Annotated in this window: 19 protein-coding genes; 8 read left to right on the forward strand and 11 right to left on the reverse strand. The window is 70.7% G+C overall.

Going from position 1 to position 20,077, the window contains the following annotated elements; all coding sequences use genetic code 11:
* Positions 1 to 27 precede the first annotated feature (27 nt).
* From KNO15_RS14285 to KNO15_RS14310, 6 genes are all read left to right on the forward strand, one after another.
* Positions 28 to 672, forward strand: coding sequence for an amino acid ABC transporter permease (locus KNO15_RS14285; protein WP_241704433.1), 645 nt, complete (start codon positions 28 to 30; stop codon positions 670 to 672).
* Positions 669 to 1,592, forward strand: a complete 924-nt coding sequence (locus tag KNO15_RS14290) for an amino acid ABC transporter permease (RefSeq protein ID WP_241704435.1) — start codon at positions 669 to 671, stop codon at positions 1,590 to 1,592. The genes KNO15_RS14285 and KNO15_RS14290 overlap by 4 nt, the downstream gene beginning before the upstream one ends.
* Positions 1,585 to 2,583, forward strand: coding sequence for an asparaginase (locus tag KNO15_RS14295; protein ID WP_241704437.1), 999 nt, complete (start codon positions 1,585 to 1,587; stop codon positions 2,581 to 2,583). The genes KNO15_RS14290 and KNO15_RS14295 overlap by 8 nt, the downstream gene beginning before the upstream one ends.
* Positions 2,580 to 3,329: a copper homeostasis protein CutC gene (locus KNO15_RS14300; protein ID WP_241704438.1), complete on the forward strand. Its 750-nt coding sequence runs from the start codon at positions 2,580 to 2,582 to the stop codon at positions 3,327 to 3,329. Before KNO15_RS14295 ends, KNO15_RS14300 begins: the two co-directional genes overlap by 4 nt.
* Complete coding sequence (locus tag KNO15_RS14305) at positions 3,326 to 4,303, forward strand: ROK family protein (protein WP_241704439.1); 978 nt, start codon at positions 3,326 to 3,328, stop codon at positions 4,301 to 4,303. Before KNO15_RS14300 ends, KNO15_RS14305 begins: the two co-directional genes overlap by 4 nt.
* 74 nt (positions 4,304 to 4,377) lie before the next feature.
* Positions 4,378 to 6,528, forward strand: a complete 2,151-nt coding sequence (locus KNO15_RS14310; protein WP_241704441.1) for a S9 family peptidase — start codon at positions 4,378 to 4,380, stop codon at positions 6,526 to 6,528.
* A 60-nt stretch (positions 6,529 to 6,588) separates the two neighbouring features.
* Here the strand turns inward: KNO15_RS14310 and KNO15_RS14315 are convergent, their stop codons facing one another.
* Positions 6,589 to 7,413 (reverse strand): aldo/keto reductase, encoded by an 825-nt coding sequence (locus tag KNO15_RS14315; RefSeq protein ID WP_241704443.1) that lies wholly within the window; start codon positions 7,411 to 7,413, stop codon positions 6,589 to 6,591.
* A gap of 55 nt (positions 7,414 to 7,468) precedes the next feature.
* On the opposite strand from KNO15_RS14315, the gene KNO15_RS14320 reads away from it, so the two are divergent.
* The gene (locus KNO15_RS14320; protein ID WP_241704444.1) at positions 7,469 to 8,011 is read left to right on the forward strand and encodes a type 1 glutamine amidotransferase domain-containing protein; all 543 of its coding nucleotides are present in this window, start codon (positions 7,469 to 7,471) and stop codon (positions 8,009 to 8,011) included.
* Positions 8,012 to 8,152: 141 nt separating this feature from the next.
* Positions 8,153 to 8,434 carry a Fe-S cluster assembly protein HesB gene (locus tag KNO15_RS14325; RefSeq protein WP_208040660.1) on the forward strand — a complete coding sequence of 94 codons (282 nt, stop codon included), beginning with the start codon at positions 8,153 to 8,155 and terminating at the stop codon, positions 8,432 to 8,434.
* A gap of 224 nt (positions 8,435 to 8,658) precedes the next feature.
* Here KNO15_RS14325 and KNO15_RS14330 read toward each other — a convergent pair whose 3' ends face one another.
* The 10 genes from KNO15_RS14330 to pcaDC form a co-directional block, all read right to left on the reverse strand.
* The gene (locus KNO15_RS14330) at positions 8,659 to 8,955 is read right to left on the reverse strand and encodes a hypothetical protein (protein ID WP_241704445.1); all 297 of its coding nucleotides are present in this window, start codon (positions 8,953 to 8,955) and stop codon (positions 8,659 to 8,661) included.
* Between the two features lie 73 nt (positions 8,956 to 9,028).
* Positions 9,029 to 11,092 carry an ABC transporter ATP-binding protein gene (locus tag KNO15_RS14335; RefSeq protein WP_374113172.1) on the reverse strand — a complete coding sequence of 688 codons (2,064 nt, stop codon included), beginning with the start codon at positions 11,090 to 11,092 and terminating at the stop codon, positions 9,029 to 9,031.
* Position 11,093: 1 nt separating this feature from the next.
* Entirely contained in the window at positions 11,094 to 12,824 is a 1,731-nt protein-coding gene (locus KNO15_RS14340) for an ABC transporter ATP-binding protein (RefSeq protein WP_241704446.1), read from the reverse strand.
* Positions 12,825 to 13,037: 213 nt separating this feature from the next.
* A complete protein-coding gene (locus tag KNO15_RS14345) occupies positions 13,038 to 13,592 on the reverse strand; it encodes a dihydrofolate reductase family protein (protein WP_241704447.1) in 555 nt (184 codons plus the stop codon).
* Between the two features lie 171 nt (positions 13,593 to 13,763).
* Positions 13,764 to 15,335 (reverse strand): transporter, encoded by a 1,572-nt coding sequence (locus tag KNO15_RS14350; RefSeq protein ID WP_241704448.1) that lies wholly within the window; start codon positions 15,333 to 15,335, stop codon positions 13,764 to 13,766.
* On the reverse strand, positions 15,317 to 16,084 hold the full coding sequence (locus KNO15_RS14355; RefSeq protein ID WP_241704449.1) for an ABC transporter ATP-binding protein: 768 nt from the start codon (positions 16,082 to 16,084) through the stop codon (positions 15,317 to 15,319). The genes KNO15_RS14350 and KNO15_RS14355 overlap by 19 nt, the downstream gene beginning before the upstream one ends.
* Positions 16,085 to 16,198: 114 nt before the next feature.
* Positions 16,199 to 17,413, reverse strand: coding sequence for an acetyl-CoA C-acetyltransferase (locus KNO15_RS14360; protein ID WP_241704450.1), 1,215 nt, complete (start codon positions 17,411 to 17,413; stop codon positions 16,199 to 16,201).
* The gene (locus KNO15_RS14365; RefSeq protein WP_241704451.1) at positions 17,406 to 18,074 is read right to left on the reverse strand and encodes a CoA transferase subunit B; all 669 of its coding nucleotides are present in this window, start codon (positions 18,072 to 18,074) and stop codon (positions 17,406 to 17,408) included. Before KNO15_RS14365 ends, KNO15_RS14360 begins: the two co-directional genes overlap by 8 nt.
* 2 nt (positions 18,075 to 18,076) lie before the next feature.
* Entirely contained in the window at positions 18,077 to 18,871 is a 795-nt protein-coding gene (locus KNO15_RS14370; protein ID WP_241704453.1) for a CoA transferase subunit A, read from the reverse strand.
* Positions 18,864 to 20,060, reverse strand: coding sequence for a bifunctional 3-oxoadipate enol-lactonase/4-carboxymuconolactone decarboxylase PcaDC (pcaDC, locus tag KNO15_RS14375; protein WP_241704454.1), 1,197 nt, complete (start codon positions 20,058 to 20,060; stop codon positions 18,864 to 18,866). The genes KNO15_RS14370 and pcaDC overlap by 8 nt, the downstream gene beginning before the upstream one ends.
* Positions 20,061 to 20,077: the final 17 nt, after the last annotated feature.

The raw sequence follows: 20,077 nt of genomic DNA on the forward strand, positions 1-20,077 counted from the left end.
CCCTCCTTCCTCACGAGTGAGCGAGCGATGAACCCCCTGATCGACAACCTCGGGCCGCTGTTGCAGGCCCTCGGCACGACCCTGCTCATGGCCGTCGTGGCCGGCATCGGCTCGATCGTGCTCGGCGTGCTGGTCACGATCGCGCGCGTGAGCCCGATCCCCGTGCTGCGCGCCGCGGCCTTCCTCTACGTGCAGTTCTTCATCAACGTGCCGCTGTTGGCGTTGCTGCTCCTCGCCGTGTTCGCGCTGCCCGACGCCGGCCTCCTGCTGCCGCTGACACCGACCGCGATCATCGTGCTCACGGTCTACGAGGCCGCCTACGTCGCCGAAGCCGTCCGTTCCGGCGTGAACACGGTGCCGGTCGGCCAGGTGGAGGCCTCCCGCGCCCTCGGCTTCACACTCGGTCAGTCGCTGCGGTACGTCGTCGTGCCCCAGGCGCTGCGCGCGGTCGTCCAGCCGATCGGCAACGTGATGATCGCGCTCGCGATGAACACCGCCCTGGCCGCCGCCGTGGGCGTTGTGGAGCTGACCGCCGAGGTCAACAAGATCAACCTCGTCGCCGCGCAGCCCATCCTGATCTTCTCCAGCGCCGGTGTGCTCTACATGGCAGTCGCGCTGGCCATCGGCCTCGCGGCCGGCTGGGTGGAGCGGAAGGTGGCGATCGCCCGATGACCGCACAACAGCTCATCCCCGACCGTCCGGCACCCACGCGTCGCCGTCGTCGCACGTCATATGCCGCTTCGTTCATGTACGACGTGCCTGGGCCGCGCGGGCGCCGCAACATCCTGATCGGCTCGATCATCAGCTGCGTGCTCTTTGCCGCGCTCATCGGCTACGGGCTCTGGCAGTTCGCCTCCCACGGTCAGCTCGACCCCGCCCGCTGGGCGCCGTTCACCGAATGGCCGATCTGGCAGTACCTGCTGGTCGGTCTGCTCGGCACGCTCGAAGCCGCCGCGATCGTCGCCGTGCTCGGCGGACTGCTCGGCGTGCTGCTCGCGCTCGGACGGATCAGCCGGCTGCGCGCCGTGCGCTGGCTGTGCGGGTTCTACATCGAGATCGCACGCACGGTTCCTGTGCTCCTCGTGATCTACCTCATGCTGTTCGGCCTCCCCCAGCTCGGCATCAACCTGCCGGTGCTGTGGAAGCTCGTCGTGCCGCTGACGATCGCCAACTCCGCGGTGTTCGCCGAGATCATCCGCGCCGGAATCCTGAGCCTCCCCCGCGGGCAGCGCGAAGCCGCGCTCAGTCTCGGGATGCGTCCGGGCCAGGCCATGCGCTTCGTCGTGCTGCCGCAGGCCGCTCGCAATGTGGCGCCGTCGCTGGTCACCCAGTTCGTGAGCCTGCTCAAGGACACCTCGCTGGGCTACATCGTCGCCTTCACCGAACTGCTCTACCGCGGCCAGGTGCTCGCGTCGTACCTCCACCTCCTCATCCCCACCTATGTCGCCGTGACGGTCATCTATCTCGTCGTCAACGGCAGCCTCTCCGCGTTCGCCTCCCGCCTGCAGCGCGGGCCGCGAAAGCGGGCCTCCGCACAGCCGGTGCTCCCCGCACTGCCTGCCGCCACGCACCAGGAAGAGTCCCATGTCTGACAGCGCCTCCGTCACCGTTCCCGGCCTCGCGGAGCTCGCCGCCGTCCGCCGCTCCGGGTTGATCGAGAGCCGCCACTTCGGCAGCCTCGTCGCACTGGGCCCGGACGGCGCGACTCTGCTCGAACTGGGCGACCCCGACGCGGTGGTGCTGCCGCGCAGCACGGTCAAGCCGTTGCAGGCGCTGGCCTGCCTGACCCTGGGCGCCGAGCTGATCGGCCCCCGGCTCGCGATCGCGGCGGGCAGTCACACGGGTGAGGACGAGCACGTGCGCGTCGTGCGCGAGATCCTCGATGCGGCGGGCGTCGATGAGTCGGCCCTCGGCTGCCCGGTCGACCGCCCGGAGGACGAGAGCACCTTCGAACGCCTGGTCCGAGCGGGCGAGCCGCGCGCCCGCATCCGGATGAACTGTTCCGGCAAGCACGCCGCGATGCTGCTCGCCGCCGCCGCGAACGGCTGGGCGACGGACGGCTACCTCGACCCGGAGCACCCGGTGCAGCTGCACGTGCGCGAGACGATGGCGGCGCTCACCGGCGTGCCCGTCGGGCACGACGCCGTCGACGGGTGCGGCGCTCCTCTGTTCGGCACGACGGTGCGCGGCGTCGCCCGTGCGTTCGCGCGACTCGTGCTCGCCGCAGACGGCACGCCGGAGCGCGCCGTCGCGGACGCCATGCGCGAGCACCCCTTCTATGTGGGAGGCAGCGGACACCAGAACTCCACGCTGATGGAGACCGTGCCCGGCGCGCTCGCGAAGGGCGGCGCCGAAGGTGTGATCGGCGTCGCGGCCGCCGATGGAACGGCTGTCGCCATGAAGATCGTCGACGGCAGTCCCCGTGCGACCACCCTCATCGCGCTGCGCGTGCTGGAGGCGCTCGGCACCGACATCTCCAGAGCCTCCGCACTGGTCGACCTCCCGGTGCTCGGCGGAGGCGTTCCGGTCGGGCGCATCGAGCTCGGCGGCGATCTGGCCGCCGCGCTGGAGAGCGTCGCGTGACCGGTCGCGTGACGGTCGAGATCTGCCTCGACGACCTCGCAGGCGTGCGCACGGCGGCGGAAGCGGGAGCTGACCGCATCGAGCTCTGCTCCGCACTCGGCGACGGCGGCCTGACACCGTCCATCGGAACCGTCGCGGCCGCGCTCGGGCTCGCCGGGAGCCTGGGGGTCAATGTGCTCGTGCGCCAGCGACCCGGAGACTTCGTGTTCGACGCTGACGAGCTCGCCGCGATGGTCGCCGACATCCATGCGATGCGCGCACTGCCCAACCCCCACGGCGTGCCGCTCGCCTTCGTGGTCGGCGCGCTGCGGCCCGACGGCACGGTGGACGCCCCGGCGACCCGCGCACTCGTGACAGCGTGCGGGGAGGCGCAGGTGACGTTCCACAAGGCGTTCGACCAGACCCCCGACCGGTCCGCCGCTCTGGAGACGCTCGTCTCGCTCGGTGTCACGCGCGTGCTGACCTCGGGGGGAGCGCCGAACGTGGTGGAGGGGACGGCCTCGCTGTCCTCGCTGGTCGCTCAGGCCGATGGCCGGATCACGGTGCTCGCCGGAGGCGGTGTCCGCGCCGCCAACGTGGCCGCGCTCGTCCGCGAGACCGGTGTTCGCGAGGTCCACCTGCGCGCTGCCGTCCGTACGCCGAGCGCGTCGCTCGCCACCAGCGCCTACGATCGCGGATCGCGCGACACGACCTCCGGTGCCCTGGTGGCCGAGGTGGTCGCCGCGGTTCGCGAGGTCGCGGCGTGACCGCCGGCGAGCGCGCTGTCGGCGCTCCCGTCGTCCACGCCGTCCCGACCGCCGCACCCGTCGCGACCGCCGCAACCGACGGGCCCGTCGCCCTCGCCGTCGACCTGGGCGGCACGGCGATGAAGGGCGCCGTCGTCTCCGAGGGCGGCGGAGTTGTCGCGGAGCTGACCCGGCCGACACCGGCCGGTGACATCCTCGGTGCGTTGGTCGCCCTGTTCGGCGACTTGCACGAGACCGCGCGCACGTCTGGCCGCGACGTGGTCGGCGCCGGAGTCGCGACCCCCGGAATGCTCGACGAACAACGCGGCATCGTGCAGTACGCCTCCAACCTCGACTGGCGCGACGTGCCTCTTCTCGACATCCTGCGAGGTGAGCTGCGCCTGCCGGTCGCCGTCGGACACGACGTGCGCGCCGCGGGACTGGCCGAGCGCACCTTCGGCGCGGCGCGGGGCTCGGACGATTTCGTCCTCGTTCCGATCGGTACCGGCGTCGCAGCCGCCCTCGTGACGGCGGGCGGCACCATCACCGGCGCGACCGGTGCAGCCGGCGAGTTCGGCCACATCCCGGTCATCCCCGGAGGTGAGCCGTGCACGTGCGGTCAGCGCGGGTGTCTCGAGGTGTACATGTCCGGGGCGGGGGTGGCCCGCCGCTACCGGGAGGCCGGCGGCGAGCCGCTGAGCACCCGCCGCATCGTCGCGCGACTCGGGGAGGATCCGCTGGCCGACCGCGTCTGGGGCGAGGCGGTAGAGGTGCTCGCGCACGGCCTCACCACCCTCACCCTGCTCCTCGACCCGCGCGTCATCGTGCTCGGCGGGGGTGTCTCGCACGCCGGCGATGCGCTCTTCGGGCCGCTCGAACGCGCGGTCTCCGCCGGGCTCGCGTGGCGGGACCGCCCGGCGATCGTCCGCAGCGGACTCGGTGGTGACGCAGGGCGTGCGGGGGCCGGCCTCCTCGCGTTCGGGGCGGCGCGGTAGCGGCGAGCGACGCGGCGAACGCGTATCGCGCCGCGCGGCCTCCCCGCGTCGGCACCGTTCGATAGCCTGAGGGCATGCTCACGCCGCCGATCACCGCCAAGAAGCCGACAGAGCGCCGCCACCACGGCGACGTCGTCATCGACGACTACGAGTGGCTGCGCGACAAGGACGATCCGGCCGTCATCGCGCATCTCCACGAGGAGAACGCGTACACCAACGCGCGCACCGAGGCGCTCGGCGTGCTGCGCGAGCAGATCTTCGACGAGATCAAGAGCCGCACCCGCGAGACCGACCTGAGCGTCCCGACCCGCGAAGGCGACTGGTGGTACTACACGCGCACGGTCGAGGGCCGACAGTACGGCATCCACTGCCGCGCCCCGATCGACGGACCGGACGACTGGGACCCGCCCGCGCTCGACGAGTCGGCCCAAGAGCACGGTCTCCCGGGCGAGCAGATCCTGCTCGACGACAACGCAGAGGCCGAGGGGCACGACTTCTACGCTCTCGGCAGCTTCGACGTCAGCGCCGACGGCCGCCGCCTGCTGTTCGCCGTGGACACCGAGGGCGACGAGCGATACACGATCCGGGTGCGATCGCTCGCCGACGATGGAGCCTCCTTCCCCGACGAGATCGCCGGGACCGGAGCCGGCGCGTTCTTCGACCCGAGCGGCGAGTACATCTTCTACACGACGGTCGACGATGCCTGGCGGCCCGACACCGTCTGGCGTCATCGGGTGGGCCAGGGTCCGGAGGGCGAGCCCGACGCGCAGGTCTTCCACGAGCCCGATGAGCGGTACTGGGTCGGCGCCGGCCTCACCCGCAGCCGCCGGTTCCTGATCGTCGAGGTGGGCTCCAACATCACCAGCGAGAGCTGGCTGCTCGACGCGAGCGATCCGACGGGTGAGTTCACGGTCGTCTGGCCGCGCAAAGAGGGCGTCGAGTACGACGTGGAGCACGCCATCGCGGGAGGCCGCGACCGGCTGCTCATCGTGCACAACGACGACGCCGTCAACTTCGAGCTCGTGAGCGTCGCCGCCGACGACCCGCAGGGTCCCCGGCGCACCCTGCTCGCCCACAACCCGGCCGTGCGCATCGAGGGGGTCGACGCGTTCCGCGACTTCGTCGCGCTGGAGTACCGTCGCGAGGGCATGACCCGGCTCGCGGTCGCCTGCCTGCCCCAGAAGGGTCAGGACGACACCGCCGCCGACCCTGACGACACCCTCCACGAGCTGCACTTCGACGAGGAGCTCTTCACCGTCGGGGCGGGCGGCAACCCGGAGTGGACCCAGCCGTTCCTGCGGCTCGGGTACGGCAGCTTCGTCACACCGTCGAGCGTCTACGACTACGACGTCCGCACCCGCGAGCTCACCCTCCGCAAGCAGCAGCCCGTGCTCGGCGAGTTCGAGCCGGAGCTCTTCGAGCAGCGCAGGGAGTGGGCGACCGCCGCCGACGGCACCCGCATCCCGATCTCGCTCGTCTACCGCAGCGATCTCGTGACGCCGGGAGAGCCGGCACCGCTCGTGCTGTACGGCTACGGGTCGTACGAGGCGAGCATGGATCCGTCGTTCGGCATCCCCCGGCTCAGCCTGCTCGACCGCGGGGTGGTGTTCGCGATCGCACATGTGCGCGGCGGCGGCGAACTCGGGAGGCTCTGGTACGAGCACGGCAAGAAGCTGCACAAGAAGAACACCTTCACCGACTTCGTCGCGGCGGCCGAGCACCTCGTCGACCAGGGTTGGACGACGCCGTCTCGGCTGGCCGCGCAGGGCGGCAGCGCGGGCGGCCTCCTCATGGGCGCGGTCGCCAACCTGGCACCGCGGCTCTTCGCCGGCGTGCTCGCCGAGGTGCCGTTCGTCGACCCGCTGACGACGATCCTCGATCCTTCGCTTCCGCTGACGGTGATCGAGTGGGACGAGTGGGGAGACCCCCTCCACGACGAGGACGTGTATTACTACATGAAGTCGTACGCGCCGGTCGAGAACGTCCACCACACCACATACCCGCGCATCCTGGCCGTGACCAGCCTCAACGACACGCGCGTACTGTACGTGGAGCCGGCCAAGTGGGTCGCGAAGTTGCGCGAGGTGGGCGCGGACGCGCTGCTCAAGACCGAGATGGCGGCCGGGCACGGCGGGGTCTCCGGTCGCTACGCGGCCTGGCGCGAGCGCGCCTTCGCGCTGGCGTGGCTGCTCGACGTCGTGGGGGCGCACCCGACGGGCGAGTAGCGGTCGGCAACGGAGGAGATCAGGCCGGGTTGCGAGCGGATGTCCTCCGATGGCCGCCGGTCAGCCGAGGTCGTCGGGGTCCTTGCCGGTGCGCTCGCCCGACTCGAGAGAGGCGATGGCGGCGAAGTCGTCGGCGTCGAGCTCGAAGTCGAAGACGTCCAGGTTCTGGCGGATGCGCTCCGGGGTGGACGACTTGGGGATGACCACGTTCCCGAGCTGCAGCTGCCAGCGGATGACCACCTGCGCGGGTGTGACGTCGTGCTTGGCGGCGAGCCCGGCGAGCACCGGGTCGTCGAGCACGCGGCCACGCGCGAGCGGCGACCACGCCTCCGTGACGATCCCCTGCGCGGCGTCGTAGGTGCGGACCTCCTCCTGCGGCAACCACGGGTGCAACTCCACCTGATTGACCGCCGGGATGGTGCCCGTCTCCGTCGAGAGGCGCTGCAGGTGGTGGATGTGGAAGTTGGCGACCCCGATGGACCGCACGCGACCCTCCGCCTGCAACCGCTCCAGCGCGCGCCAGGACTCGACGTACCGGTTGTGCGCAGGCGCCGGCCAGTGGATGAAGAACAGGTCGACCGACTCGAACCCGAGACGCTCGAGGCTGGCGTCGAACGAGCGCAGAGTGGAGTCGTACCCGTTCTCGGTCCACCAGACCTTCGTCGTCACGTACACCTCGTCGCGGCCGAGGCCGCTGCGTCGCACCGCCTCGCCGACTCCGCGCTCGTTCTCGTAGAACGACGCGGTGTCGATGTGCCGGTAGCCCGCTTCGAGCGCGGTGAGCACGGCAGCGACCGTCTCGTCCTCCGGGATCTTGTAGACGCCGAACCCGAGCTGAGGAATCGCCGAGCCGTCGTTGAGCGCGATCTGGGGGATGTTGGCCATGGGTTCATTCTGCCTCGACTGCGGCGTACGGATGGAGACGACGAAAGGACACGACATGAGTTACGAAGACAAGCGGGTCGCATTCCTGGTGGGGCCGGAGGGCATCGAGCAGGCCGAGCTGGTGGAGCCGTGGAAGGCGGTGACGGAGGCCGGAGCCACTGCGAAGCTGATCTCGAAGGAGGCCGGCACGGTCCGTGCCTTCAATCACCTGACCCCGGCGGACGAGTTCCCCGTCGACCTCACGCTCGGCGACGCGTCGGCGGATGACTACGACCTGCTCGTCCTTCCCGGCGGCGTCGCGAACGGTGACCAGGTGCGAACCTTCCCGGACGCGGTCGCCCTGGTGAAAGGGTTCGCCGACGCCGGCAAACCGATCGCCGTGATCTGTCACGGCGGCTGGGTGCTCATCGAAGCCGGCGTTCTCGACGGTCGCACGCTGACCAGCTGGCCGAGCCTGCAGACCGACTATCGCAACGCGGGCGCGACCTGGGTCGACCAGGAGGTCGTGGTCGACCCCGGTCCGTTCACGGTGATCTCGTCGCGCAAACCGGACGACCTGCCCGCGTTCAACCGCGCGGTGGTCACCGCGCTGAGCTGACGGACCGTCGCGAGCCCGGGCCCTGGCACACGCCTCACCGCTTCGTGGACGTTTCCTGGCAATGGCGACGCTCGGGGTTGCGGGATCGAGCGGGCCGCGGGAGCGTGGGCGGCTCCTGGAGGAACAACGAGAGGAGAGCCCGTGCTCACCCTGACCGAGAACGCCAGCACGATCGTCAAGACCCTCACGGATCAGGCGCCGGAGGACGACGCCGGCCTGCGCATCAGCAGCAGCAACCCGGAGAACACCGCTTTCGCGGCGGCCGTGGCGCCGACGCCGGAGCCTGCCGATCAGGTGGTCGAGTCCGGTGGGGCGCGGCTGTTCCTCGAGCCGGGCGCGGCGGTCGCCCTCGACGACAAGGTGCTCGACGCCCAGGTGGACGAACAGGGCGCCGTGAGCTTCGCCATCGGCGCGCTCGCCTAACGCGACGCACGAGACGACACGGCCCCGGTGCCCCGGCACCGGGGCCGTTTCGCGCTCGCGGTGGACGACGCAGGGTGGAAGACCCGGTCCATCCGCACCGTCACCCACCCCTGTCAATCGCGTCGACGGGCCCGCCGTCCGATGCTCTGATGGGTGGCGTGCGGGCGGTCCTCAACCCCGAATCGATCGACCGCCCGCACTCCACGCGAGAGACCGCCGGCGACTCAGGTGACCGGCGGCCGCTGCGGTTTCCCCGCGTCCAGCAGGAACTCGACGGCGGTGGTCCACAGCGGCACCACCTTGGTGGGCGGGATGTCCTCCTCGCCGGCGAAGTGCACGGCGAAGTGAACCTCCGGCTCGCCCTTCACCGGGTCGGCTGCGGCCACGATCCCGAAGTAGCCGTCGTCTTCCAGCACGCGCCAGCGCGTCTCCGACCCGGGCTCCGGCACGATCCGGACGGCGTGGCCGCCGTACTCGTAGTCGGGTGCGGGAGGAAGCGAAGCGCGGGGATCGATCGTCACACTGACGTTCTACGACCGGTCCCCGCGCCACACAACTCGTTCACTTATCGAGGCAAACGGTGTATCGGGTCGCTCAGGCGTTCGCGACCTCGGACTCCCCGGCATCCTCAGCGGCCGATGCCGCGCCCGCAGCGTCGTGCTCGGCCTCATCCGCCTCCGCCGCCGCGCCGCGGAACTGCGTCATGTAGAGGTCGTAGTACGCACCCTTCTTGGCGAGGAGGGTCGCGTGGTCGCCCTGCTCGACGATGCGGCCGTGCTCCATCACGAGGATGGTGTGCGCGTCACGGATGGTCGACAACCGGTGCGCGATCACGAACGACGTGCGGTCGCTGCGTAGAGCCGCCATCGCGTGCTGCACCAGCAGCTCAGTGCGGGTGTCGACCGACGACGTCGCCTCGTCGAGGATGAGCAGCGACGGGTTGGCGATGAACGCCCGCGCGATCGTCAGCAGCTGACGCTCACCGGCGGAGACGTTGCCGCCGTCGGCATCGATCATGGTGTCGTAGCCGTCGGGAAGCTGCCGCACGAACCGGTCGACCATGGTCGCCTTCGCGGCCTCGATCACTTCCTCGTCGGTCGCATCGAGCCGGCCGTAGCGGATGTTCTCGCGGATGGTCCCCGAGAACAGCCAGGCGTCCTGCAGGACCATCCCCACCTGACCGCGGAGCTCCGCGCGCGACAGCTCGGTGGTGTCGATTCCGTCGAGACGGATCGTGCCGCCGTTCAGCTCGTAGAACCGCATGATGAGGTTCACCAGCGTGGTCTTGCCGGCGCCGGTCGGCCCGACGATGGCGACGGTGTGACCGGGCTCGACCGAGAGCGAGAGGTCCCGGATCAGTTCCGTCTCGGGGTCGTACGAGAAGTCGACGCCGTCGAGCTCGACGCGGCCGTCGGCCCGCGCGGGCAGGTGCTGCGTCTCGACGTCGGGAGACTGCTCCTCGGCGTCGAGGAACTCGAACGTGCGCTCGGCCGAGGCGACGCCCGACTGGAGCATGTTGGCCATGCCCGCGATCTGGCCGATCGGCTGCGAGAACTCGCGCGAGTACTGGATGAACGCCGTCGCGTCGCCGATCGTCATCTGACCGGAGGCCACGCGGAGGCCGCCCACGACGGCGATCAGGACGTACGACAGGTAGGAGACAAAGTTCATCGCGGGCATGATCATGCCGGAGACGAACTGCGCGCCGACCGTCGACTTCCACAGCTTGTCGTTGCGGGCGTCGAACTCCTCGAGCATGACGGCGTCGCGGCCGAAGGCGCGCACCAGGTCGAGCCCCGAGTACGACTCCTCGATGTGCCCGTTGAGCGCACCCGTCGAGCTCCACTGCTGCTTGAACAGCTTCTGCGACCGCGTGCCGATCACGCCGGCGATGACGCCGGAGAGCGGGATCGAGATCAGCGCGATGAGCGCGAGCTGCCACGACACGATGAACATCATGATGCCGATGCCGATGACCGTCAGCACCGACTGGATGAGCTGCGAGAAGGCCTGCTGCAGCGCCGTCTGGATGTTGTCGACGTCGTTGGTCACTCGCGACATCAGGTCACCGCGCTGGCGGGTGTCGAAGTAGCTGAGCGGCAGCCGGTTGAGCTTCGTCTCGACGTCGGCGCGCAGTCGGTAGACCACGCGCATCACGAGCGCGTTCAGGATGTAGCCCTGCCACCACTGGAGCAGCGAGGCCGCGATGTACATCGCGAGCACGATCGTGAGCAGGCGGCCGAGCTCGATGAAGTCGATACCGTGGCCGGGAACCAGCCCGTTCGGCGTGATCGTTCCGACAGCGCCCTTGAAGATGACGTCCGTGGCGCTACCGAGCACTTTCGGCGCGATCACGATGAGCGCCACCGAGACGACCACGAGCAGGGTCACGAACGTCATGCCCAGCCACTCGGGCCGCAGGAGGCAGAGGAGACGCTTGAAGGACGGCCAGAAGTGCTCCGCCTTCTTGGCCGGGGTCCCTCCGAACATGTCGCCGTCGGACTCCGTGGGCTCGTACTCGTACTCGAGCTCGAGCTCCTCGATCGCGGTCTCGACTCCGGCCTCGGTGAGCACGCCCTCGCGTGCTTCGGGCGCGCCGCCCGCGCGGTTCTTCGCCGCGCGGTTCTTCACCGTCTTGTCGTTCTTCGCGCGGGCCATCTCAGGCCACCTCCAGGCTCAGCTGCGACTCGACGATCTCGCGATACGTCTCACTCGTCTCCAGCAGTTCGTCGTGGGTGCCGCGCCCGACCACCCGTCCGTCATCGAGCACGATGATCTGGTCGGCCTCGCGGATCGTCGACACGCGCTGCGCCACCACGATCACCGTCGTGTCGCCGGTGGACTCTGCCAGGGCCTCCCGCAGCCGGGCGTCGGTCGCGACGTCGAGCGCCGAGAACGAGTCGTCGAACAGCAGGACCTTGGGCTGCGCGACGAGCGCCCGGGCGATGCAGAGACGCTGGCGTTGGCCTCCGGAGACGTTGGTGCCGCCCTGAGCGATGCGCTCGTCGAGGCCGTGCTCCTTGGCGCGGACGAAGTCTTCCGCCTGCGCCACGCGCAGGGCGTGCCACAGCTCCTCGTCCGTGGCCGACGGCCGGCCGAACCGGAGGTTGCTCGCCACCGTGCCCGAGAAGAGGTAGGGCTTCTGCGGCACCAGTCCGAGGACCCCGGAGAGCTGCTCCCGGCTCAGGGAGTCGACCGGCACGCCACCGACACGGACGTGCCCGCTCTGCGGGGTGAAGAGGTCGGCGATGACCGAGACGAGCGTCGACTTGCCCGAACCGGTCGAGCCGACGATCGCGGTCACGCGCCCGGGCTCCGCCGTGAAGCTCACGTCGTTCAGCACCGGCTTCTCTGCCCCGGGGTACCCGAAGGTCACACCCGCGACCTCGACGCGCCCGTCGGACGGCACCGCTCCCGGTACGTCGGCGGCACCCGTCGACGGGGTCGCGCTGAGCACCTCGTCGATGCGCTCGGCGCAGACCATCGCGCGCGGGATCATCATGGCCATGAAGACGCCCATCATGACCGCGACCAGGATCTGCAGCAGGTACTGCAGGAAGGCGGTGAGGGCGCCGATCTGGATGTCGCCCGCGCCGACCCGCTGCCCGCCGAACCAGAGAACGGCGACGGTGGCGGCGTTCAGGATGAGCATGATCAGAGGGAACATCAGCACGAAGACGTTGCCGACCTTGACCGAGATGCGCGTGAGCGCCGCGTTCGCATCGTCGTAGCGCGCCGTCTCGAAACGCTCGCGGACGAAGGCACGGATGACGCGGATGCCGACGATCTGTTCGCGGATGACGCCGTTCACGCCGTCGATGCGGTCTTGCATCACGCGGAACATGGGCAGCAGCAGCCAGACCAGGATGCCGACGACCACGAACAGCACGGCGACGGAGACCCAAATCAGCCACGACAGCGCAGCGTCGACCTGAACCGCCAGGATGATGCCGGCGATGCACATGATCGGCGTCGACACCATGAAGTTGAGCGTCATGAGCACGAGCATCTGCACCTGCTGCACGTCGTTGGTGTTGCGCGTGATGAGCGTCGGCATGCCCCAGCGAGCGAGGTCGAGCGCCGGGAGGGAGTCGACCTTGCGGTAGAACGAGCGGCGGACGTCGCGGCCCAGCGACATGGAGGCGCGCGCGCCGAAGTAGGTCGCCGTGATGGCCGCCACGACCTGCACGAAGCAGACGATCAGCATCATGCCGCCGGTACGCCAGATGAAGTCGGTGTCGCCCGTGACGACACCCTTGTCGATGATGCTGGCGTTCAGCGTCGGCAGGTAGAGCGCCGCGATGGTGGCGATGAGCTGCAGGACGACGACCGCGGCGACCCCACCCCAGTAGGGGCGGATGTACCGCAGCGCCAATCGAAGAAGAGTCACGATGATCCCTGGTTCGTTTCCGGTGGAATTGTGGGACGGGTGAGCGCGCCGTCATCGACCCGACCGACTCGGCGCTGCGCGAAACCCCCGTACAGCACCTTACGGTAGCGCGGACGACGGACATTCGCCTCTGTCGAGGCGACTCCCACCCGATACGACAACGCTAGGCAGGGCAGCGGTCACAGGGTGACCGCAATTCGAGATCTGTGGAGATCAGGCCGGCGAGTAGAGCAGATGGAGGACTCCGTTCGCGTACGCGTCGTGCTGACGCAGCCGCAACCGGGACTCCGCGGTGCCCTCCGGGAACAGGCGGGCACCGGTTCCGCGGACGACGGGATAGACGAAGAGATGGAGGGCGTCGACCAGTCCGTCGGCCAGCAGCGCCCGCACGAGCGAACCGCTGCCGCTGATGTACAGTCCGCGGCTGCTCTGCTTCACCTCGCGGATCCGCTCCGCGTCGTAGCCGCCCAACGATCGCGAGTTCGCCCAGGCCGCCTCCACCGCCGCGTCGTCGAGTGTCGAGGAGACCACCAGCTTCTGGCTGTCGTTGAAGAACGGCGCGCCCGGGTCGTCGTGCACCGTGCGCTTCGACCAGACCGGCGCGAACATCTCGAAGGTTCGCCTGCCGAGCAGGATCGCATCCGTCGGGTTCGCGATGCGGCCGATGTCCTCGCCCATCTCGGGATCGAACCCGTAGTCCATCGTCCAGCTCGGATCTTCGAAGACGCCGTCGAGGGAGACGAACTCGTGCACTGCGATGCTGCCCATGCGGTCAGCCTATGCGGTCGCCGCCAGCCGGTCGAGGCAGTCGTTCCACCCGGTCACATGGTCGGCAGCCGTGCTCGTCGGGGAATCCGTCCTGACGGACGACGACGCGGGTGCCGGTGAGGCCGGCCATGCCTCATCGCGCGACCGATCGCCTGGAACGTCCAGGGCCGATCAGGCGTCCTTGCGCAGTTGCAGCAGCAGCTCGGGAGAGCGGGCGTCGAGGATGCGGCCGCCGACGCGCACGCCGACGCCGACGAGCACGCCGCCCAGCACGACACCGACGAGAAGCGCCGCCCAGCCCCAGAGGGCGTCGCCGGTGACGAGCGCGATGACGAAGAGCGCGATCTCCGGCAGGCAGAGCACGGCGATGACGCCCCATGCGACGAAGGTCGGCCCGACCAGCGAGATGTTGGCTCCCGGCCGCGAACGGAACGGGTTGTCACCGGGCTCCGGCACGGGGAAGACCAGCCGCGCCGAGGTCACGGCGCACACGGCCGAGCCGGTCAGCAGGATGCCGAGGGAGAGCCCGAGCAGGCCGGGGAGGATGTGCCAGTCGTCGCCGATCGCCGCGGCGAACAGCGCGATGAGCACCACAGCGGGCACCGCGAACGAGAGCATCGCGGCGGCCCGGCCCCAGCGGTCGGCGCGGCCGGGCACGGCCTTGGCGACGTGCAGCGTGAAGGCGGTCGAGTCGTACGAGACGTCGGCGATCATCCCGATGCCCAGCGAGAACGCGACGACGGGCGCACCGATGACGAGGAGGCCGCTCGAGTGGTTGAGGCTCGAGTAGAACCAGAACAGCACCGGCATGAGCGGGATCACCAGAAGCTGACGAAGGTAGCGCGGATCGCGGAACCAGTAGGTCAGGCAGCGGGCGGCGATCGCTCCCCACGCGTTGCCGGGGAAGATGCCGAACCAGCCCAGCTTGCCCTGCGCCCGCACCCGCGAGGAGGCGCGCGCCGGTGTCACCAGCGAGCGCGCGAGCCCCCAGCGCCACACCAGCCACAGCACGGCGAAGGTGGCCACGGCGATCAGGAACCGCGCCAGAGCGCCCAGGGGGTCGCCGAGCGCGAGCTGCGACGGCACCGCCCACGCCGCGCCGAGCGGCGACCAGGACAATCCGTCGGCGACGGCCGGCAGGGCGTCGGACGACGATCGCAGGCCGCGCGTGATGCCGATGACGATCGGGCCGGCCAGGATCAGCGGGATGAGCACCAGCAGGCCGCTGGCCTCCCGGAACCGCCGGCCGCCGGACAGGCCGCTCGACACGGAGGTGACAGCGCGGGAGACCACGATGCAGGTGGCGGCGCCCAGGGCTCCGGTGATCAGCGCCACGAGGGCGACGCCCGGGAGGCGGAGCCAGGCCAGCGACGTGGCGAGGGACGCGAGCGTCGTCGCCGCCCCGGCGACCCCGACCACCGCGCTCAGCAGCATCCCGAGCATCAGCGGACGCAGCGGGATGGGGTAGACCGCGAGCCGCGCGGGATCGAGGGTCTGCTCGATTCCCGACAGCAGCAGCGGGAAGATCGCCCAGCCCAGCACAGCTGCGGAGCCGCCGATCACGGTGATCACGCGGGTGACCTCCACCGGCGCGAAGCCGAGCAGCACCAGGCCGCCCAGCACGACCACGAGCGCGATCAGCGCGTAGACGCCGCCGATGATCACCGCGACGAGTTGGGAGGTGCTGCGGCGGAACGAGTTGCGGAGGACGAGGAGACGGAGCCTTACGAGTGTCGCAACCACTCCGGGCCCTCCCCCACGCGGCGTCCGCCGACGAGCTCGACGAAACGGTCCTCGAGCGTCGAGCCCGCGCGCACCTCGTCGACGGTCCCCGCGGCGATGACCCGGCCCGCGTTGATGACCGCGACGTGGTCGCACATGCGCTCGACGAGGTCCATGACGTGCGACGAGACGATGACCGTGCCGCCGCTCTGCACGAACCCGTGCAGGATGTCGCGGATGTTCGCGGCAGACACCGGGTCGACCGACTCGAACGGCTCGTCGAGCACGAGCACGCGCGGCGCGTGCACCATCGCGGCCGCCAGCGCGATCTTCTTGGTCATGCCGGCCGAGTAGTCGACGACGAGCGTTCCGCCCGCCGACTGCAGATCGAGGAGGTTCAGGAGGTCGTGGGTGCGCTCGATCGCGGTCGGGCGGTCCATCCCGCTCAGGAGGCCGGCGTACTCGACGAGCTGCTCGCCGGTCAGCCGGTCGAACAGACGTGCGCCGTCGGAAAGCACGCCGACGAGCGCCTTGGCGGCCAGCGGGTCACGCCACATGTCGACGCCGTGGATGAGCACCTGGCCGGCGTCGGGCCGGAGCAGACCGGTGACCATGCTCAGCGTCGTCGTCTTGCCCGCTCCGTTGGGCCCGACCAGCCCGTAGAAACTCCCGGAGGGCACGTCGAGGTCGATGCCGTCGACCGCCGCCTTCTCACCGAACCGCTTGTGGAGGCCGCGGACCGCGACCGCGACGTCATCCTGACCGACCACCGATTCCCCTGCCTTTCGCCTCCCTCACCCTACGCGCCCCACCCCGATCGAAGGGCACGCAAACGCCCCCAAAACGCGCGGGTCAGGGCACTTGGGTGCCCTTGGGCGTGCGGGTCACACGCGCTCGAAGACCGCGGCGAGGCCCTGGCCGCCGCCGATGCACATCGTCTCGACGGCCAGCGTGCCATCGAGGGCGGGCAGCTCGCTCGCGAGGGTCGCCAGCATCCGCAGGCCCGTCGCGCCGATCGGGTGACCGATCGAGATGCCGCTGCCACGCGGGTTGAGCCGCGGGTCCTCCTCGTCGATGCCCCAGTCGGCGAGGCAGGCGAGCACCTGGACCGCGAACGCCTCGTTCAGCTCGATCACGTCGATGTCGCTCCAGACGACGCCCGCGCGTTCGAGGGCGCGATTCGCGGCCGGCACCGGAGCGACGCCGAAGACGCGCGGATCGTTGCCGGCGACCGCCCACGACCGCAGCCGCAACTGCGGGGTCAGGCCGAGATCGGCCGCACGCTCAGGAGTCGTCACGATCGCGGCGGCGGCTGCGTCGTTCTGTCCGCTGGAGTTGCCCGCCGTCACCGTGGCATCGGCATCGCTCCTGCCGAGGATGGCGCGGAGGCCGGCCAGCGCCTCCAGAGTCGTGTCGGCCCTGGGGTGCTCGTCGCGGTCGACGACCACATCGCCGCGGCGGCCGGGGACGGTCACCGGCACCAGCTCCGCGTCGAACGCTCCGGACTCCTGCGCCGCGACCGCCCGCCGGTGCGACCGCAAGGCGAGGCGGTCCTGCGCCTCGCGCGGGATGCCGTACTCGCGGCGCAACGTCTCGGCCGATCCGACGTTGCCCTCCGGGGTGGGGAAGTCGCGTCCGCCGACCGTCTCGCGCCCGCGCGCCAGGGCGTCGTGCAGCATCAGGCCGCCGGGTGGGAGTCCCCTGCGGCCCTGCTCGGTGTAGAGCGGAGCGTTGGACATCGACTCGGCGCCGAGTGCGATGAGCACGTCGCTCGCGCCGGTCTGCACCTCCATCGCCGCATTGATCACTGCCTGGAGGCCGGAGCCGCACCGCCGGTCGAGCTGGTACCCGGTCGTCGTGACCGGGAAGCCGGCGTTCAGCGCGGCGACCCGGCCGAACGCGGGCGCCTCCATCGTCGGATAGCCCTGGGAGCCGATCACGCCCTCCACCGCGGCCGGGTCGAGGCCCGTGCGGTCGAGGAGTGCCCGCAGCACCGTCTCGGCCAGGCTCAGCGCGGAGGCGGGAGCGAGCGCGCCGCCCAGCCGGCCGACCGGCGTGCGCAACGCCGAGCAGATGACGACCTCGCGCAACTCAGGCACGTGCCCCTCCCGACCCGACGGTCACGTCGGCGGGGATCGTCAGCGGCGCGCCCGTCGCGGCGACGACGTCGTCGACGGACACGCCCGGCGCGAGTTCGCGCAGCACCAGTCCGTCATCGGTGACGTCGACGACGGCGAGGTCGGTCACGATGCGGTCGACGCAGCCGCGCCCGGTCAGCGGGAGGGTGCACTGCTCGACGAGCTTGGCCGAGCCGTCCTTGGCGACATGCTCCATCACCACGATGACGCGCTCGGCGCCGTTGACGAGATCCATCGCGCCGCCCATGCCCTTGACCATCTTGCCCGGCACCGCCCAGTTCGCGATGTCGCCGGAGGCCGAGACCTGCATGGCGCCGAGGACCGCGGTGGCGATCCGGCCACCGCGGATCATCCCGAAGCTGGCGGCGGAGTCGAAGTAGCTCGCGCCGGGCAGCACGGTGACGGTCTCCTTGCCCGCGTTGATGAGCTTGGGGTCCTCCTCGCCCGCCCAGGGGTACGGGCCGACGCCGAGGATCCCGTTCTCGGAGTGCAGCACCACGTGCACGTCGGCCGGCAGGTGGTTGGGGATGAGGGTGGGCAGGCCGATGCCGAGGTTGACGTACGAGCCGTCCTCCAGTTCCAGGGCGGCGCGGGCGGCCAGCTCGTCGCGGGTGCGCGGCATGGTCAGGCTCCTTCGGTGTGGGAGATCGGACGGGGCCGGACGGTGACCTTCTCGATCGGCAGATCCCCCGACTGCTCGGGGGTCAGCACGATCACGCGGTCGACGTAGATGCCAGGCAGGTGGATGTCGTCGGGGCCGAGCACGCCGGGTTCGACCAGCTCGTCGACCTCTGCGATGGTGACCCGGCCCGCCATGCCCGCGAGGGGGTTGAAGTTGCGGGTCGACTTCTCGAATCGCAGGTTGCCGTGCCGGTCGCCGACCGCCGCGCGCACCAGGCCGAAGTCGGTGCGGATCGCCGTCTCGAGCACGTACTCGCGCTCTCGGCCGAGCACGTCGAACGGCCGCAGCTCCTTGGGTGCGCTCGCCTCGGCCACCGACCCGTCGGCCGCGTAGCGGATCGGCATGCCCCCGTCGGAGACCGCGGTGCCCGCGCCCGTCGCCGTGTAGAAGGCGGGGATGCCGACGCCGCCGGCGCGCAGGCGCTCGGCGAGGGTGCCCTGCGGAGTGAGCTCGACCTCCACCTCGCCGCCGAGGTACTGGCGCGCGAACTCCTTGTTCTCGCCGATGTAGGAGGCGATCACCCGGCGGATGCGGCCCGCGGCCAGCAGCTCGCCGAGGCCCCAGCCGTCCACGCCGCAGTTGTTGGAGACCACCTCGAGATCGCCGACCCCGCGCGCCAGCAGTGCCCGGATCGTCACGATCGGCACACCGGACAGCCCGAAGCCTCCGACCGCGAGCGATGCGCCCTGCGGGATGTCGGCGACCGCATCGGCCGCAGACGCATACGTCTTATCCATTCGTCTCCTCCGTCTGCTCCGCCTGATCCGTCTCGGCGAAGACCTCGCGCATGATCGCGAGGGCGCCGTTCGCGGCGGGCAGCCCTGCGTAGATCGCCGTGTGCTGGATGACCTCCGCGATCTCGCCGCGGGTCAGCCCGTTGCGCAGAGCCGCGCGGACGTGCATGCGGAGCTCGCTGTCGTGGCCGCCGGTGACCAGGCTCGCGAGCGTCGCGATCGACCGCTGCCGGCGGGTGAGCTGGGGTCGCGACCAGACCTCGCCCCACGCGTAGCGGGTGATGAAGTCCTGGAAATCGGCCGTCTCGGGCGTGATGGCCGCGGTCGCGCGATCGACATGCGCGTCGCCGAGCACCGCACGCCGTACCGCCATTCCACGGTCGTAGGCCGATGCGCCGTCGACACGGTCGAGCAGGGCCGCCAGGAGTGCGGCGACCTCGGCCGGGTCCTCCAGCGGCGCGAGATGGGCTGCGTGGGCGAGCTCGACGAAGCGCGCGTCGGGGAGGCCGCCGGCGAGCTCGGCCATCAGGGCGGGGGTCGTGACCCGGTCGTGCGTGCCCGCGACGATCAGGGCGGGTTCGTGCACCGCTGCGACGGAGCCGCGTCGGTCGAAGCCCGCCAGGGCCTCGCAGCACAGTGCGTACGACTCGTCGTCGATGTCGATCAGGGTCTTCAGCGCGTGACCGCCCGGACCGTCGGGATGCGCGTCCAGGTAGCCGGGGGCGAACCAGCGTTGAGCGCTGCCCGCGACGACCGAGGCGGTTCCGGAGGCCCTGACCTGTGCAGCGCGGTCGGCCCAGCCCTCCGGCGTGCCGATCATCGCGCCCGAGCAGAACATCGCCAGGCTGCGGACGCGCTCGGGAGCCGCGAGAGCGAGCTCCAGCGCGATCGCGCCGCCGAGCGAGTCGCCGGCGACGTCGAAAGCGCCGCCGCCGACCTCGTCGACCAGCGCGAGCACGGACGCGGCGAGCTCGGCGATGCCGAACGGCTCGCGCGCGGCGGGCGACGCGCCGTGGCCCGGGAGGTCGACGCGGAGGATGCGGGGCGCGTCGGGCGCGGTCGCGAGGCGCGCGACCACGCCGTCCCACAGTTCCGTCGTCGTGCCGAGCGAGGGCAGCAGGACGAGAAGGCGCGGCGCCACGGCACGCGGGGAGGCCGCGGTCATCGAACCACGCAGTCGGGGTGGGGTCACGCCGGCGCCTTTCGTCG

The organism is Leifsonia shinshuensis (assembly GCF_022606355.1).
GTDB lineage: Bacteria > Actinomycetota > Actinomycetes > Actinomycetales > Microbacteriaceae > Leifsonia > Leifsonia shinshuensis_B.

What these genes read in the sequence shown, in the direction of transcription:
- KNO15_RS14285 (WP_241704433.1), top strand. Translation starts at nt 28, where the DNA reads ATGAACCCCCTGATCGACAACCTCGGGCCGCTGTTGCAGGCCCTCGGC.
- KNO15_RS14290 (WP_241704435.1), top strand. Translation starts at nt 669, where the DNA reads ATGACCGCACAACAGCTCATCCCCGACCGTCCGGCACCCACGCGTCGC.
- KNO15_RS14295 (WP_241704437.1), top strand. Translation starts at nt 1,585, where the DNA reads ATGTCTGACAGCGCCTCCGTCACCGTTCCCGGCCTCGCGGAGCTCGCC.
- KNO15_RS14310 (WP_241704441.1), top strand. Translation starts at nt 4,378, where the DNA reads ATGCTCACGCCGCCGATCACCGCCAAGAAGCCGACAGAGCGCCGCCAC.
- KNO15_RS14315 (WP_241704443.1), bottom strand. Translation starts at nt 7,413, where the DNA reads ATGGCCAACATCCCCCAGATCGCGCTCAACGACGGCTCGGCGATTCCT.
- KNO15_RS14320 (WP_241704444.1), top strand. Translation starts at nt 7,469, where the DNA reads ATGAGTTACGAAGACAAGCGGGTCGCATTCCTGGTGGGGCCGGAGGGC.
- KNO15_RS14335 (WP_374113172.1), bottom strand. Translation starts at nt 11,092, where the DNA reads ATGGCCCGCGCGAAGAACGACAAGACGGTGAAGAACCGCGCGGCGAAG.
- KNO15_RS14345 (WP_241704447.1), bottom strand. Translation starts at nt 13,592, where the DNA reads ATGGGCAGCATCGCAGTGCACGAGTTCGTCTCCCTCGACGGCGTCTTC.
- KNO15_RS14365 (WP_241704451.1), bottom strand. Translation starts at nt 18,074, where the DNA reads ATGCCGCGCACCCGCGACGAGCTGGCCGCCCGCGCCGCCCTGGAACTG.
- KNO15_RS14370 (WP_241704453.1), bottom strand. Translation starts at nt 18,871, where the DNA reads ATGGATAAGACGTATGCGTCTGCGGCCGATGCGGTCGCCGACATCCCG.